Origin of the sequence: Vreelandella venusta, from assembly GCF_044809155.1 — a bacterium.
GTDB lineage: Bacteria > Pseudomonadota > Gammaproteobacteria > Pseudomonadales > Halomonadaceae > Vreelandella > Vreelandella venusta_B.
In genome coordinates, this window is record NZ_CP085241.1 from 2,874,114 (window position 1) to 2,889,616 (window position 15,503).

At 55.8% G+C, this 15,503-nt stretch carries 12 protein-coding genes; 1 reads left to right on the plus strand and 11 read right to left on the minus strand.

Annotated features, from left to right (window positions below; translation table 11 throughout):
- Positions 1–25: 25 nt before the first annotated feature.
- Both ubiD and rho read right to left on the minus strand, forming a co-directional pair.
- A complete protein-coding gene (gene ubiD, locus LG301_RS13390; protein ID WP_404471652.1) occupies positions 26–1,519 on the minus strand; it encodes a 4-hydroxy-3-polyprenylbenzoate decarboxylase in 1,494 nt (497 codons plus the stop codon).
- A gap of 71 nt (positions 1,520–1,590) precedes the next feature.
- Positions 1,591–2,850: a transcription termination factor Rho gene (rho, locus tag LG301_RS13395; RefSeq protein WP_404471653.1), complete on the minus strand. Its 1,260-nt coding sequence runs from the start codon at positions 2,848–2,850 to the stop codon at positions 1,591–1,593.
- Between the two features lie 454 nt (positions 2,851–3,304).
- Here rho and ppx point away from each other — a divergent pair, with 454 nt between their 5' ends.
- Complete coding sequence (gene ppx / locus LG301_RS13400; RefSeq protein WP_404471654.1) at positions 3,305–4,843, plus strand: exopolyphosphatase; 1,539 nt, start codon at positions 3,305–3,307, stop codon at positions 4,841–4,843.
- Here the strand turns inward: ppx and tilS are convergent.
- From tilS to LG301_RS13445, 9 genes are all read right to left on the minus strand, one after another.
- Entirely contained in the window at positions 4,827–6,110 is a 1,284-nt protein-coding gene (gene tilS, locus LG301_RS13405; protein WP_404471655.1) for a tRNA lysidine(34) synthetase TilS, read from the minus strand. The two genes, ppx and tilS, sit on opposite strands and share 17 nt — an antisense overlap.
- Positions 6,091–7,047, minus strand: coding sequence for an acetyl-CoA carboxylase carboxyl transferase subunit alpha (gene accA, locus LG301_RS13410; RefSeq protein ID WP_404471656.1), 957 nt, complete (start codon positions 7,045–7,047; stop codon positions 6,091–6,093). The genes tilS and accA overlap by 20 nt, the downstream gene beginning before the upstream one ends.
- 131 nt (positions 7,048–7,178) lie before the next feature.
- Complete coding sequence (gene dnaE / locus LG301_RS13415) at positions 7,179–10,682, minus strand: DNA polymerase III subunit alpha (protein ID WP_404471657.1); 3,504 nt, start codon at positions 10,680–10,682, stop codon at positions 7,179–7,181.
- Between the two features lie 38 nt (positions 10,683–10,720).
- Positions 10,721–11,338 carry a ribonuclease HII gene (gene rnhB / locus LG301_RS13420; RefSeq protein ID WP_404471658.1) on the minus strand — a complete coding sequence of 206 codons (618 nt, stop codon included), beginning with the start codon at positions 11,336–11,338 and terminating at the stop codon, positions 10,721–10,723.
- Positions 11,328–12,527, minus strand: a complete 1,200-nt coding sequence (gene lpxB / locus LG301_RS13425) for a lipid-A-disaccharide synthase (protein WP_404471659.1) — start codon at positions 12,525–12,527, stop codon at positions 11,328–11,330. The genes rnhB and lpxB overlap by 11 nt, the downstream gene beginning before the upstream one ends.
- Before the next feature lie 31 nt (positions 12,528–12,558).
- A complete protein-coding gene (lpxA, locus tag LG301_RS13430; RefSeq protein WP_263067429.1) occupies positions 12,559–13,326 on the minus strand; it encodes an acyl-ACP--UDP-N-acetylglucosamine O-acyltransferase in 768 nt (255 codons plus the stop codon).
- Positions 13,323–13,766 (minus strand): 3-hydroxyacyl-ACP dehydratase FabZ, encoded by a 444-nt coding sequence (fabZ, locus tag LG301_RS13435; RefSeq protein ID WP_078090340.1) that lies wholly within the window; start codon positions 13,764–13,766, stop codon positions 13,323–13,325. Before fabZ ends, lpxA begins: the two co-directional genes overlap by 4 nt.
- A gap of 133 nt (positions 13,767–13,899) precedes the next feature.
- Complete coding sequence (gene lpxD, locus LG301_RS13440; RefSeq protein ID WP_404471660.1) at positions 13,900–14,937, minus strand: UDP-3-O-(3-hydroxymyristoyl)glucosamine N-acyltransferase; 1,038 nt, start codon at positions 14,935–14,937, stop codon at positions 13,900–13,902.
- A gap of 52 nt (positions 14,938–14,989) precedes the next feature.
- Entirely contained in the window at positions 14,990–15,490 is a 501-nt protein-coding gene (locus LG301_RS13445; RefSeq protein ID WP_404471661.1) for an OmpH family outer membrane protein, read from the minus strand.
- Positions 15,491–15,503 lie beyond the last annotated feature (13 nt).

Consider the following 15,503-nt stretch of genomic DNA (forward strand, 5'->3'; position numbering starts at 1 on the left):
AAGTCGTTTAGCCCGCGATACCTAACTAGCTGTGGCGAGATGCGGGTAACGGAATATCAATGCCCAATTCATCCCAACGTTCATCGACTCGCGTTTTCACCGCTTCGTCCATCACAATCGGCGTGCCCCATTCGCGGTCAGTTTCGCCAGGCCATTTATTGGTCGCATCCAGTCCCATCTTGGAGCCTAGCCCAGAGACAGGCGACGCAAAATCGAGATAGTCGATGGGCGTGTTTTCCACCATGACCGTATCCCGCGCCGGATCCATCCGGGTGGTGATCGCCCACATGACATCTTCCCAGTTACGTGCATCCACGTCGTCGTCCAGCACAATGACAAACTTGGTGTACATAAACTGACGTAAGAAGCTCCACACTCCCATCATCACGCGCTTGGCGTGCCCGGGGTACTGCTTTTTCATCGTCACTACGGCCATACGGTACGAGCACCCTTCTGGCGGCAGGTAGAAGTCGACAATTTCGGGAAACTGCTTACACAGAATGGGCACAAATACTTCGTTAAGCGCAACGCCTAGAATGGCAGGCTCGTCGGGTGGGCGGCCGGTATAGGTAGAGTGATAAATAGCGTCGCGGCGCATGGTCATCCGCGTCACGGTGAACACTGGGAAGTGATCGACCTCATTGTAATAGCCGGTATGATCGCCAAACGGCCCTTCGGGTGCCATATCATCCGGGTAAATAAACCCTTCAAGAATAATCTCAGCAGAGGCTGGCACTTCAAGATCCGCGTGGCCGCATTTCACAAGCTCAGTGCGTGAACCGCGCAGTAGCCCGGCAAAGGCATATTCAGAGAGCGAATCGGGCACGGGGGTCACGGCACCCAAAATCGTGGCCGGGTCAGCGCCTAGCGCGACAGCGACCGGAAACGGCTCACCTGGATGCGCTTTTTGAAACTCAAGAAAATCCAGCGCGCCGCCGCGATGGGATAGCCAACGCATAATCAGACGATTTTTGGCAATTTTCTGCTGGCGATAAATCCCCAGGTTTTGACGCTTTTTGTGCGGGCCTTTGGTAATCACCAGAGGCCACGTCACCAGGGGGGCAGCATCGCCGGGCCAGCAGTGCTGAATAGGTAAGCGACCGAGATCAACCTCGTCGTCTTCATAAACGACGTCCTGTACCGGCGCGCGCTTAACACTCTTTGGCCCCATGCTGAGCACTTGCTTGAAGATCGGCAGCTTGTCCCAGGCGTCTTTTAGCCCTTTGGGCGGGTCTGGCTCTTTTAAAAAGGCCAGTAGCTTACCTACTTCACGCAGCGCCTCTACCGAATCCTGCCCCATGCCCAGCGCCACCCGTTTAGGCGTACCAAACAGGTTGCCTAACAGCGGCATGTCGTGCCCCTTTACATTTTCAAACAGTAATGCAGGGCCACCGGCACGCAGCGTGCGGTCGCAGATTTCAGTGATTTCCAGGTAAGGGTCAACTTCAGCTTTAATTCGCTTGAGTTCACCCTGCGCTTCTAGGGCCGCAATAAAATCGCGCAAGTCGTGGTACTTCAAGGCTCTCTCCTCAAGGTACTTCCCCTGGCTGTCAGGCGTTAAGCTGCTAGCGCCTGACCGTAATGCAGCACCTAACGGCGCTTCATCGCTTCAAAGAATTCCAGATTCGTCTTAGTATCTTTCAGACGATCAATTAAGAATTCGGTTGCCGCCGTGTCTTCCATCGGATTGAGCAGCTTGCGCAGAATCCACATGCGCTGCATCTCATCTTCAGAGGCCAGCAGGTCTTCGCGGCGGGTACCGCTGCGACGAATGTTGATCGCCGGGAAGACGCGTTTCTCAGCCAGCTTGCGGTCAAGGTGCGCTTCCATGTTGCCGGTGCCCTTGAACTCCTCGAAGATAACCTCGTCCATTTTTGAACCGGTATCGACAAGCGCGGTGGCGATAATCGTCAGGCTACCGCCCTCTTCGATATTACGCGCCGCACCGAAGAAGCGCTTTGGCTTTTCTAAGGCATGGGCATCGACACCACCGGTCAGTACTTTGCCAGAACTCGGCACTACGGTGTTGTAGGCACGTGCTAGACGAGTGATGGAGTCGAGCAAAATCACCACGTCTTTTTTGTGCTCAACTAAGCGCTTCGCCTTCTCGATAACCATTTCGGCCACCTGTACGTGGCGGGCCGGCGGCTCATCAAACGTAGAGGCAACGACTTCGCCGCGAACGGTGCGGGACATCTCGGTCACTTCCTCTGGGCGCTCATCGATCAGTAGCACGATCAGATGACACTCAGGGTTGTTACGCGTGATAGATGTCGCGATGTTTTGCAGCATCAGCGTCTTACCCGCCTTCGGCGGCGACACCAGCAAACCGCGTTGGCCTTTACCGATCGGCGCGGTCAGATCAATGATCCGAGCCGTCAGGTCTTCTGTCGACCCGTTGCCGATCTCCATGCGCAGACGGTCGTCCGGGAACAGCGGCGTTAAGTTCTCAAAGAGAATCTTATGCTTGGCGTTTTCCGGGCGATCAAAGTTGATCTGGCTAACCTTGAGCAGTGCAAAGTAGCGCTCGCCTTCTTTTGGCGGGCGAATTTTGCCGGAAATGGAGTCGCCTTTGCGCAGATTGAAACGACGAATCTGTGACGGTGAGACGTAGATATCGTCTGGACCGGCGAGGTAGGAGCTGTCGGCGCTGCGCAGGAAGCCAAAACCATCCTGGAGAATTTCCAGCACACCATCACCATAGATATCCTCACCACTTTTGGCGTGCTTCTTGAGGATGGCGAAAATGATGTCCTGCTTGCGCGAGCGGGCTAAGTTGTCGATCCCCATGTCGCGGGCGATATCGAGCAGCTCGGGAACGGATTTTTGCTTGAGTTCAGTGAGATTCATCGGTGTGTTAGAAAGTTGCTCATGAAAGCTGGGCGCCAAGCGCCGGGAATAAGACAGGAGGCGTGGTTATTCCGCCGAGTGATGCGTTCAGAACCCATCTAGGCACACGCTCGAGTACTAAAAGCTGGGCAGTCAAAAATCAGATACCAGAAAAGAAATGAGGGCATCAATGACTGCTTAGCGAGAGGGTGCTAATAAACTAGTTAATCTGATCGGCAAAGAAAATGCTGTTTCAGCGGGTTATCTGACGACTTTGACATCTGGCTGATGCCATCTAGGTACGTACTGCTTGGAATAACCGAGTTACTGCACTTGTTAAATAGACAAACAAGCTAGCTCGGATCAAGCCAGTAGCTCGATGGTAGTCAAGGGCTGCGATAAACGCAAGCCTTTGGCAATTGACAATCGTCATAGGGCGCCGCAACCTTGGCATAGCCAACACGAAGGATAGCTCATGCCCAAGGACATTTCACTCCCTAGCACTGCAATAAAGGAAGACATTGACCATGGTGATCCGCAGCGCTTGGCTGCCATCGACCTAGGCTCAAACAGCTTCCATCTGCTGGTGGCGAACTACCAAAACGAACGCTTGCAGGTGGTCGCCCGGCTGGGTGAAAAAGTACAGTTAGCCGCCGGACTAGATGACCAAGGCTACCTCAGCGAAGCCGCTATCCAGCGAGCGCTAGACTGCTTAGGCCGCTTTGCGCCCTTTTTAAAAGATATTGAGAGCGCCAACCTGCGCATTGTGGGCACCAATGCGCTGCGCGATGCCTATAACAGCCAAATCTTTATCGAGCGCGCCGAGGCACAGCTTGGTCACGCCATCGAAATTATTGCCGGGCGCGAAGAAGCTCGCTTGATTTACCTAGGCGCTGCCCACGCATTAGCGGAAAACGGCCGCAGACTAATTGTTGATATTGGCGGCGGTTCTACCGAATTCATCATTGGTGAGTCCTTTGAACCCAAGGCACTGGAAAGCCTGCGCATGGGCTGTGTCACCTTTACCCGCCGGTTTTTCCCTGACGGTGAGCTAAGCGAAAAGCGCATGCGCCGTGCAGAGCTGGCGGCGCTGTCGGAATTAGCCAATATACAGCGCCCCTACCAGCGTCTGGGCTGGGACGACCCGGTGGGCTCTAGCGGCACTATTAAAGCGGCGGCAAGCGTAATCTTCGCTTACGGCGACAGTACGCAGGAAGGCGTTATTACGCGTAGCGGGCTGAAGAAACTCCGCGAGCGGCTGCTTAAATATAAGCAGCTGGAGAAAATTGAGCTGGATGGCTTAAAGCCTGACCGCTCAAAAGTCTTTCCGGCAGGCGTGGCTATTTTAAGCGCTGTATTTGAAGCTTTCGACCTCACCCAGATGCGTTTTGCCGACGGCGCGCTCCGTGAAGGCGTGTTATACGATATGGCAGGCCGCAACAGCGCCGAGGACACCCGCTCTAAAACGCTGGAAATGCTCAAACGGGTTTACGATGTCGATACGCGGCAAGCCGATAACGTCGCCGATACCGCCATGCGACTCTTTGCCAACGTAAAACAAGCATGGGGGCTAACGAAGCCTCAGGGACACTATCTTGCGTGGGCAAGCCATGTACATGAAATTGGCCTGGCTATTTCCCACAGTCAGTTCCATCGCCACGGTGCTTATCTATTAGAACACTCCGACCTCGCCGGTTTTTCGCGGCCAGAGCAGCGCTTACTGGCATTTTTAGTGCGCGCCCACCGACGCAAATTCCCGCTCAAGGAGTGGCAAGCACTCCCGGCCTCGCAACAGGCAAGCTATGCAAAGTTGGCACGCTTACTGCGCTTGGCGGTACTGATTAACCACTCGCGTCCAGAAAGCGCGCCGCCGCTACCAGACGTTAGCGCAGAGGGCTCAGCGCTGACTCTAACGCTGCCTGCAAGCGATGAACCCACCCTGCTCAGTACTGATATGGAGCAGGAACAGGCGTATATGGCAGGCGCCGGGTTTACGTTTACCGTGCTGGAGTAGCCACAAAGCGACTCCCGGCCGCTTGCCACAAAAGCTGGTCAGGCGGCTGAATAACGCCAATGCACGCCTCGCCCTCTAACACCACAATTAGGCGCTGGCGCTCCCAGGGCGGCAGCTCGCTCTCCTGCAGTAGTCGTTTTAAATCCCGACGGCCACGGCCCGGCAGATCAATAACCTCACCGCCTTGGCGCCAGCGCAGCATCAACGGGCGAGAAGTCGGCACTGAAACCATCAGCTTGCCTAGCGGCGTGGAAAGCCCTGGCTGACCATCCCAAAGCGTTTCCCAGGCAGGCAGCGGTGGGAGAGCGGTCATAATATAGAGCCTGCGCCGCCATACTCGCGCCTCAACCCCCTCCCAGACCACCTTAACCTGTGCATCTGCGGACGCCGCCAGCTGCGCCAGCAAGCTCTCCAAGCGCTTTTGCGGCGGAGTGGGTAAACCTAACTGCTGGCAGAAAGTGCGCACCAGCAATCGCTGACGGGGTGCGCTGCGCTGATTTAACGCAACCGCGTCAAGGTAGCCTCCCCCAACGCTCAGACTCGCCAACTCGCTCGCCGCATACTCTGCCAGTAGCTGGTCCGCTTCTCCGGCGTGCTGGGCGCTTTTGGCAAGCGAGCTTGCGGCGCTTGGCCATCGCGTTTGAAGCTGCGGCATCACGTGGTGTCGCAAACGGTTACGGTCTAACGACGCATCCACGTTGGTGGGGTCTTCACACCACTCAAGCGCCAGCGCCTTAGCGGTCTTTGCTAGCGTGTGACGGCTAATACATAACCAGGGGCGCAGCAGAGTGATTCCTTGCCAGTGACGCCGGTAAGGCATTCCCGCTAAACCGCGGATACCGCTGCCCCGCAGCGCCGCTAGTAGCAGCGTCTCCGCTTGGTCATCCTGATGCTGGGCCAACCAGAGCGTATCACCGTGGGGAATAGACTGTTGGAAGGCGCCGTAACGCGCCTGCCGTGCGGCCCCTTCAACGCCCTTGCCTTGGCTATCTACCACCACATGAGCAACGGTCAGCGGAACACTGAGGTCATCACACAGTGACCGGCAGCGTGCTTCAAAGGCGCTAGCGGCAGCTTGTAGCCCATGATTGATGTGAATCGCTCGCAGCGGACGCCCTGCGGCTTGGCAAACGTGGGCCGCTAATGTGAGCAGCAGCGATGAGTCCAGCCCGCCGGAAAGCGCTACCCAAACAGTACGCCCCGGCGGGGTCTCCGCCAGGGCGTCATTTAGCAAGCGTAGCAGTGGCTTAGGCAGCGGGGGCGCCATAGCTCATCAAGCGCTTGTAGCGGCGCTCAAGAAGCGCATCGGTATCAAAGCTTTGTAAGCGCTCAAGGCTGGCTGACAAAGCGTCTTTAACCCGCTCAGCGGTGGTGAGGGGGTGGCGGTGAGCACCGCCTAGTGGCTCTTTGATCAGCGCATCGACAAAGCCCAGCTCTTTTAATCGCTCGGCGGTTATGCCCATGGCCTGCGCTGCTTCGGAGGCTTTTTCTGCACTCTTCCAAAGGATAGACGCGCAGCCTTCTGGTGAGATTACCGAGTAGGTGGAGTACTGCAGCATATGCAGCTCATCACATACGCCGATTGCCAGTGCACCACCAGAACCACCCTCACCGACCACAGTGGAGATAATCGGTGTTTTCAGCCGCGACATCACGGCCAGGTTGTAGGCAATGGCTTCTGACTGGCCGCGCTCTTCCGCATCGATACCCGGATACGCGCCAGGCGTATCGATAAACGTCAGAATGGGCATGTTAAAGCGCTCGGCCATCTCCATTAAACGGCAGGCTTTACGGTAGCCTTCCGGGCGCGGCATACCGAAGTTGCGACGCACCTTCTCTTTTACATCACGACCTTTTTGATGGCCGATGACCATGACGGGCGCATCGTTTAAGCGCGCAATACCGCCCACCAGGGCGGCATCATCGGCAAAGTTACGATCGCCGTGTAGCTCATCAAAATCGGTAAAAATATGCTCAAGGTAATCCAGCGTGTAAGGACGCTGGGGATGACGGGAGATCTGGGACACCTGCCAGGGCGTTAAATCCTTGAAGATCGATTCGGTTAACTTGCGGCTTTTCTCTTCCAGCCGAGCGATCTCATCGGAAAGATTCACCTGGCTATCGGAGCTGACCAAACGCAGCTCTTCAATTTTTGCCTGGAGTTCCGCAATGGGCTGTTCAAAATCGAGGTAGTTAGGATTCATCGGCTCTGCCTGATCAAAGTAGCATGCATGTGTAATGAGAAAATAAAGAGCATTATCGCACCCTGTCCCTGGCACGCAAGTTGGGTACCCGCCCTACCGCCATTTAACCGGGCACTATCTATCCACAAGCGCTATCGATAGCGCAGTTGCACGCCTGCCTGCCCTTGAACATCGCGCAGCGCTAGCAGCAAGTCGTCGCTGGGGGACACCTTCCACTCGTCGGCAAGCTCCAGCCACGCCACCGCCTCCGGGTGACGGTACTGCAAACGCACCGGTAAGCCTGCTTCATCTCGGTAGGGGGTCAGGCTTTCCCGAAGGCTTTCCACCAGCCGGCCGTTGATCTGACCGGCATCCACGGCCAACTCTACAGCTTGCCCATAGCGTATACGTGCCGTCACCATAGGCGTTACGTCTTTACCGCGCAGGCGCATACCGCCAGAGAAGTCATCATTTGAAACCTCTCCTTCAACAATCACCACCTGATCAGACTCAATCTGGCCACGCAGCTGCTCGAACAGCTCACCAAATAGCGAGGCTTCGATGCGACCGGTGCGGTCATCCAAGGTGATAAACGCCATGGTATCGCCGCGCTTGGACTTCATCGTGCGCATGGCCACAACCAGCCCCGCCACCCGCTGCGGCTCGCGGGAAGGTTTTAAGTCGCTGATCCGTGTAGAGACAAAGCGCTTTAGCTCCCGCTCATACTCATCAATCGGGTGGCCGGTCAGGTAGAGGCCCAGGGTGTCTTTTTCACCAGACAGCCGCTCGCGGTCAGTCCACTCCCGCACGTGACGATACTCAGCGTAAGGATCCGTCGGCTCCTCGGCCTCTGTGAACGCCTCGCCGAACATATCCAGCATGCCTAGGTTCTGGTTAGCATGGTTTTGAGCTGCGGCTTTTAGGGCGTCTTCCATGGCGGCGGCAAGCACTGCCCTGTTAGGCCCTAACGTATCTAGCGCCCCTGATCGAATCAGCGCTTCCAAGGTGCGCTTGTTCATCCGTTTAGGGTCTAGGCGACGACAGAAATCAAACAGATCTTTGAAGGGGCCGTCCGCATTGCGGGCTTCAACAATGGCGCCAATCGGCCCTTCACCGACACCACGTATCGCGCCCAGCCCGTACACCACGCGACCCTCGGTATCGACGGTGAACCGGTAGCCACCGACGTTAACATCCGGCGGGGTAACGGTGAGCTTGAGGTTGCGACACTCCTCAATTAACGGCACCACTTTATCCAGGTTATCCATTTCCGTGGACATTACCGCGGCCATAAACGGCCCTGGGTAGTGAGCCTTCAGCCAAGCGGTTTGATACGACACCAGAGCATAAGCAGCGGAGTGGGATTTGTTAAAACCATAGCCCGCAAACTTTTCTACTAGGTCAAAGATATTGCCCGCCAAATCCTTGTCGATGCCGTTAGCCGCACACCCTTCCATAAAGCCTGCGCGCTGCTTAGCCATCTCTTCGGGTTTTTTCTTACCCATAGCACGGCGCAGCATGTCCGCCTGCCCCAGCGAGTATCCCGCCATCACCTGAGCAATCTGCATAACCTGCTCTTGGTACAAGATGATGCCGTAGGTGGGGCTTAGCACCGGTTTCAACAGCTCGTGCTGATAATCCGGGTGTGGATAAGAGACTTCAGCGCGGCCGTGCTTACGGTTGATAAAATCATCGACCATGCCCGACTGCAGCGGCCCGGGGCGGAACAGGGCCACCAGAGCGATCATATCGTCTAACGAATCTGGCAGTAGACGCTTGATCAGCTCTTTCATACCGCGGGATTCCAGCTGGAAGACGGCGGTAGTTTCAGCACGTTTGAGCATCTCGAAGGTTTTGCCGTCGTCTAACGGAATGGCGTCGATGTTTAGCGGTTCTTGGCCGTTAACACCCCGCACTTTATCGACCATCTTGAGTGCCCAGTCGATAATCGTCAGCGTACGCAGGCCGAGAAAGTCAAACTTCACCAGCCCGGCTTCTTCAATGTCGTTTTTATCAAACTGAACCACTAAGCCGGAACCATCTTCATCGCAGAGCAGCGGTGAGAAGTCGGTCAGCTTGGTGGGGGCAATCACCACGCCCCCTGCGTGCTTGCCGGTACCCCGGGTGGTGCCCTCTAGCTTGAGCGCCATCTCCCAGATCTCTTCGGCCTCCTCGTCCTTCTCGATAAACTCTTTGAGCGCGGGCTCTTGCTCAATCGCTTTGGCAAGGGTCATGCCGACTTCAAAAGGAATCAGCTTCGAGAGTTTGTCGCCCAGCGAGTAGGGGCGGCCTTGGGCGCGAGCTACGTCGCGCACCACCGCTTTAGCGGCCATGGTGCCAAAAGTGACAATCTGAGAAACCGCATTACGACCGTAGCGGTTGGCGACGTACTCAATCACTTTGTCGCGCTTTTCCATACAGAAATCGACGTCAAAGTCGGGCATGGAAACACGTTCGGGGTTGAGAAAGCGCTCGAACAGCAGGTCGTAACCAATGGGGTCCAGATCGGTGATTTTTTGCGCGTAGGCCACCAGTGACCCCGCCCCCGAACCACGCCCCGGCCCTACAGGCACATCGTTATCCTTGGCCCACTGGATAAAGTCCATCACGATCAGGAAGTAGCCAGGAAACCCCATCTGGATAATAACGTTCAGCTCAAACTCAAGCCGATCACGGTAGCGCTGATCGATCTCGCGATAGGCATCGCTGTCACGCGGGTACTGCTCAGCAGGAAAAAGAAAATCTAGCCGCTCGGTGAGGCCGTCATGAGAGACTTTGCGGAAAAACTCATCCTGGGTCATGCCCTCGGGAATTTCGAACTCTGGTAAGAAAATTTCGCCCAAACGCACATCCACGCTGCAGCGCTCAGCGATCATCACGCTGTTTTCTAGCGCTTCGGGGATATCCGCGAACAGGGCGGCCATTTCCTCAGGGCTTTTCAGGTACTGCTCTTCGGTGTAGCGCCGCTCGCGTCGCGGATCATCCAGCGCTTTACCTTCCCCGATCGCTACGCGGGTTTCGTGGGCCCAAAAGTCCTCACGCTCTAAAAATCGTACGTCGTTAGTGGCGACTACCGGCGTGTTTGACTCAATGGCCAGTTGAACACTGGCGTGAACACACTCTTCCTCAAGCGGCCGCCCGGTGCGAATTAGCTCTAGATAAAAACGATCAGGAAAAGCGCGCTGCCACTCTTCCAGCAACAGCCGCGCTTCACGTTCATGTTCAGATAATAGATGGTGGCCAATCTCGCCTTCACGTCCGCCAGACAGCGCTATCAAGCCGTCGTTTTGATCCAGCACCCACTGTTTATCCAGAATGGCGCGCCCCTGGCGCTGTCCGTCACTCCACCCTTTGGAAATAAGCTCGGTGAGGTTGCGGTACCCCACCCCGTTCATTGCTAGGAGCGTAATGCGGTATGGATGAGCGTCATCATGGGGGTTGTGCAGCCACAAATCGCTGCCAATGATAGGCTTTAGCGCAGCTCCCTGGGCAGCTTTATAAAACTTTACCAAGCCAAACAGGTTGGCCTCGTCGGTCAAGGCCAGCGCCGGCATCCCGCGCTCAGCGGTGGTACTGACCAGTGACTTGAGTTTTACCAAGCCATCAACCAGCGAGTATTCACTGTGCAAACGAAGATGAACGAACGGAACCGTCATGGGACTCTCAATAACAAGACTAGATAAATAGAGGAGGCTTACAGCAGCGCTAACTGGCGCTGTACCGGCGCGAAACTGCGGCGATGCTCGGCAAGCGGCCCATGAGCGGCAAGGGCCGTTAGATGCTCTTTCGTTGGATAGCCCTTATGTCGGGCAAAGCCATACTCAGGATAGCGCATATCCAGCTCGACCATCTGCGCATCGCGCGCAACTTTCGCTAAAATAGACGCGGCGGCAATCGCCGGATGGCGGGCATCACCCTTTACTATCGCCTGGCCCGGTAGCACATGTCCCGGCAGCCGGTTACCATCTACCAGCAAGTACTCCGCCTGGGGAGCCAACGCATCCACCGCGCGGCGCATGGCCAGGTGGGTTGCATGGTAAATATTAAGCTGGTCCACCTCAGCGGCACTTGCCTCGGCAACGGCGAACGCCAGCGCTCGTTCGCGGATCTGCACGTCCAGCGCTTCTCGCTTGCGAGCGGTGAGCTTTTTTGAATCCATCAGACCTTCGATAGGCTGGGAAGGGTCGAGAATCACTGCCGCCGCCACCACGCTACCAATCAGCGGGCCACGGCCGACCTCATCCACACCGGCCAGACGATCACCCTGGTAATCAATGACCAGCGCTGGATAGTCAGCAAGTTTAACGGCCATGATGACGCCCTTCGTAGCCTGCTATTTCATTGTTATCTAAAGGGTCACCCGCCACCAGCGAGGTGACTGCCTGTGCGGCACGCTGACTGGCGTTGCGCTGAAGGCTTTGGTGCATGCGTGCAAACCGTGCTTCCAGAGCGTGCCGCGCTGTCTCATCCGCCAACAGCTGATCAAGCTGATCAGCAATCGCTTCCGATGTGGCAGCCTCCTGAATCAATTCAGGCACCAGGCTCTCTTGAGCGATCAGATTGGGCAGTGAAATCCACTGGGTTTTCACCAATCGTTTTGCCAGCCAGTGAGTAGCCGGGGCCATTTTATAAGCGACCAACATGGCACGATGACAGAGCATAGCTTCAAGGGCGGCGGTGCCCGACGCCAGCAGCACGGCGTCGCTTGCGACCATTGCCTCTCGGGCCTGACCATCCAGTAGCAAAACGCGTTCGTCTAAAGCTGGGTAGCTTGCCAGGAGCTGACGGATCTCTTGATAGCGCTGCGGGGTTGCCGCCGGGATAACCACGTGAAGCGCCTCATGACGCTGGCACAACAGTTCTGCAGCGCGTAAGAACGTCGTGCCTAAAAAACGAACTTCGTTGCCCCGGGACCCGGGTAGCAGCGCGACAATAGGCACATCGGTGGGAAGCCCAAGCGCTTGGCGCGTAGCGTGACGGTCGTTCTCAAGCGGCAATTCATCGGCCAAGGGGTGGCCCACAAAGGCAACAGGTACACGATGGCGATGGTAAAAATCAGCCTCGAAAGGCAACAGCGTTAGCATGCCATCGACCGCTTTAGCAATCTTCTTAACGCGTCCTTGGCGCCACGCCCATACCGAGGGGCTGACGTAGTGAGCGGTTGTAAGCCCCGCATCGCGCAGCTGTTTTTCTAGGCCAATATTGAAATCAGGGGCGTCGATACCAATCATGATATCCGGCTGCCAAGCCAATGCGTCTGCACGGAGCGTGCGGCGCACCCGAATAAGTTCCGGCAGGTGTTTGACCACCTCGACCAGCCCCATTACCGATAATGTTTCCAGCGGAAAGCGGCTGGTAAGCCCCTGGGTTTCCATGCGCGGCCCCCCGATGCCACGAAACTCGACGCCGGGATGGCGAGCGCTTAGCTCGCGCATCAATCCTGCGCCTAAGATATCGCCGGAAAGCTCGCCAGCCACAAGGTATACGCGCTCAAGGGTCATATAATGGAGAAAACCGATGGGAGATGAGTGGTTAGCGCACAATGCCGCGGGTAGAGCGCTCGATTGAGTCAGCGAAGAGAGCGACTTCCGGCAACTCGAACCGGCTACGCATCTCGCTGACTGCCTGCTCTACGGTTAACCCCTGGCGATACACCATTTTATAAGCAGTGCTTAGCGCATTGATCGCGTCACGGCTAAAGCCTCGGCGCTTCAACCCCACCAAATTAAGTCCTCGGGCTTCAGCCGGATTGCCGTTAATCATCACATAGGCGGGAGTATCTTTAGTAATGATCGAACCGCCGCCCGCCATCGCGTGCTCACCAAAGTGACAGAATTGGTGCACGGCTGACAGACCGCCAAGAATAGCAAAGTCGCCGAGGGTAACGTGGCCTGCCAGGGTTACCTGATTCGCCAATATGCAGTCGCTGCCGATCACGCAGTCGTGGCCAACATGCACGTACGCCATGAATAAGTTACGCGAACCAATGGTCGTCTCACCACGATCCTGTACCGTGCCGCGATGGAGAGTAACCCCTTCACGGATCACGTTATCATCGCCCATCACCAACCGCGTCGGTTCGCCAGCGTATTTTTTGTCTTGGCAGTCCTCACCCACCGAGGCGAACTGAAAGATGCGCGTGCGCTCTCCAAGCACCGTCGGGCCTTTGACCACCACGTGAGGGCCTATAATTGAGCCAGCGCCTATTGTTACGTCTGCCCCAATAACGCTAAAAGGGCCTACTTCAACGTCATCAGCAAGCTTCGCCGTCGGGTCTACCAGTGCAGTAGGATGTATCAAGCTACCTTCCTCTCGGCACAAATAATTTCAGCTTCACACGCTAGTTCACCGTCAACCGTTGCGCGACAAGCAAATTTCCAAATCCCTCGTTTCCCACGAATCACGTTTGCTTCTAATACCAGCTGGTCACCGGGCATCACGGGGCGCTTAAATCGTACATTATCACTGCCTACCAAATAGTAGACGTAGCCATCAGCGGGCAATTTATTCACAGTTTTGAAACCTAAAATACCGCACACTTGGGCCAAGGCTTCAACCACCAGCACACCGGGCATAATCGGGTGATGGGGAAAGTGACCGTTGAAAAAAGGCTCATTAATACTAACATTCTTGAACGCAACGATGGATTCGCCAACGGTTAACTGCGTCACACGGTCCACCAGCAAGAACGGGTAGCGGTGAGGCAAGTATTCGCGAATTTCGTTAATATCCATAACCATCGTAACGACCTCTAAAATGACAAAAGGCCTGAAAAAATCAGGCACTCACCAGCACAAAGCTGGTTAAAAGGCAGTGGATTATAACCTGCTATAAACAAGCCTCAAGCCACTACCTAAGAAACTCAAGCGTCCACTACTCTGAGCGCTGACTTTTTTCTACGCGTGACAACCGCTTAGCGATATCGTCAAGCTGTTTAAAACGCACGGCATTTTTGCGCCACTGTGCGTTACTCATTGCTCCAGTTCCCGAAGAGTACACACCTGGTTCATGGATGGAATTCGTGACTAGGCTCATGCCAGTGACCTGAACGCCGTCACAAATGGTGAGATGGCCTGAGAGTCCAACACCACCGCCCAGCATGCAGTGCTTGCCGACTTTGGTTGAACCGGCAATGCCCACACAGCCTGCCAGCGCGCTGTGATCCCCAATCGTCACGTTGTGTGCGATTTGCACCTGCCCATCGATTTTTACATCGTTACCAATCACCGTATCGCCGAGTGCGCCGCGATCGATGCTGGAGCAGCTGCCCACTTCAACATCATCGCCCAGTACGACACCGCCCAACTGAGCAATCTTGTGCCAGCCTGCGCCATCATGGGCAAAACCAAACCCATCACCGCCAATCACGCAGCCACTTTGCAAAATACTGCGCTTACCAATAACGACACCATGGCAAACGGTAACATTGGCATGCAATCGCGTGCCGTCTCCAATGATGCTGTCTGCGCCTATCACGCTACCCGCACCAATCACCACCCGATCGCCCAGCACTACCCCAGACTCAATTACCGCATGCGCCTGAATAGATACATCAGCGCCTAGCGTCACGCCATCTGCAACAACGGCGGTGGGATGGATACCGGGCACATCCCGGGCAGGAAGTGGGTCGAATAGCTGAGACAGCTTGGCATAGCCCAAGTAGGGATTTTCCATTTCTAAGCGGGCAACCGGGCAATTTTTGCCGTGCTCTGGGTGCAGCAACACGGCGGCTGCCTGAGTAGCCGCCAAATCTTTTAGGTAGGCACGGTTAGCCAAAAATGCAATTTGATCGGGTGCAGCTTCTTTAAGTGTCGCCAAGCCTCGAATGGTTTGATTGGCGTCTCCTTCGAATGCTACATCCAAGTGACGTGCGATATCAGCTAGGGTGAGATGGTGAGAAGCGTGCGTCATGGGAGCCCAGGGAATCAATGGCGCGGGCAAGCCCGCACCCGCAGTCATAAAATTAGTTTAGCGAATCGAAAATCTGTGTGACTTCATTCGTCACGTTAGGCAGATCTGTCGATGAGTGCAGTACGCCTTGTGGCTCTACTAACACGTCGATATTGTGACGCTCTAACACTTGCTCAACGGCACGCTCAAGCTTGGACTCTGCGCCTTCTAAAAATTGTTGTTCAGAACGCTGCTGGGCTTGAAGCACTTCGCGGCGCAGCTGTTCAAAACGGCTGCCCTTCTGCTGAAGCTCAGCCATTAAGGAATCTCGCTGAGATTGCGACATGGTATCGCCTTCTCGCTGCAGGCGCTCCTGCAACTGCTGAAGTTCATTGCCTAGTGACTGAGCCTCACGCTGCTGGCTGCCAATTTGTCCTTCCAACTGGCTGAGCGAGGATTGAGCTGACTGGGTATTCATCAACGCAGCGCGCCAATCAAGTACTGCCACCTCAGCGGCGTGAGCGGGTAGTACCATCGCTCCGAGTAGACACACAGCTGCTGCCAATTTACGCATCGTGATAACTCCT

What these genes read in the sequence shown, in the direction of transcription:
- rho (WP_404471653.1), bottom strand. Translation starts at nt 2,850, where the DNA reads ATGAATCTCACTGAACTCAAGCAAAAATCCGTTCCCGAGCTGCTCGAT.
- ppx (WP_404471654.1), top strand. Translation starts at nt 3,305, where the DNA reads ATGCCCAAGGACATTTCACTCCCTAGCACTGCAATAAAGGAAGACATT.
- tilS (WP_404471655.1), bottom strand. Translation starts at nt 6,110, where the DNA reads ATGGCGCCCCCGCTGCCTAAGCCACTGCTACGCTTGCTAAATGACGCC.
- accA (WP_404471656.1), bottom strand. Translation starts at nt 7,047, where the DNA reads ATGAATCCTAACTACCTCGATTTTGAACAGCCCATTGCGGAACTCCAG.
- dnaE (WP_404471657.1), bottom strand. Translation starts at nt 10,682, where the DNA reads ATGACGGTTCCGTTCGTTCATCTTCGTTTGCACAGTGAATACTCGCTG.
- rnhB (WP_404471658.1), bottom strand. Translation starts at nt 11,338, where the DNA reads ATGGCCGTTAAACTTGCTGACTATCCAGCGCTGGTCATTGATTACCAG.
- lpxB (WP_404471659.1), bottom strand. Translation starts at nt 12,527, where the DNA reads ATGACCCTTGAGCGCGTATACCTTGTGGCTGGCGAGCTTTCCGGCGAT.
- fabZ (WP_078090340.1), bottom strand. Translation starts at nt 13,766, where the DNA reads ATGGTTATGGATATTAACGAAATTCGCGAATACTTGCCTCACCGCTAC.
- lpxD (WP_404471660.1), bottom strand. Translation starts at nt 14,937, where the DNA reads ATGACGCACGCTTCTCACCATCTCACCCTAGCTGATATCGCACGTCAC.
- LG301_RS13445 (WP_404471661.1), bottom strand. Translation starts at nt 15,490, where the DNA reads ATGCGTAAATTGGCAGCAGCTGTGTGTCTACTCGGAGCGATGGTACTA.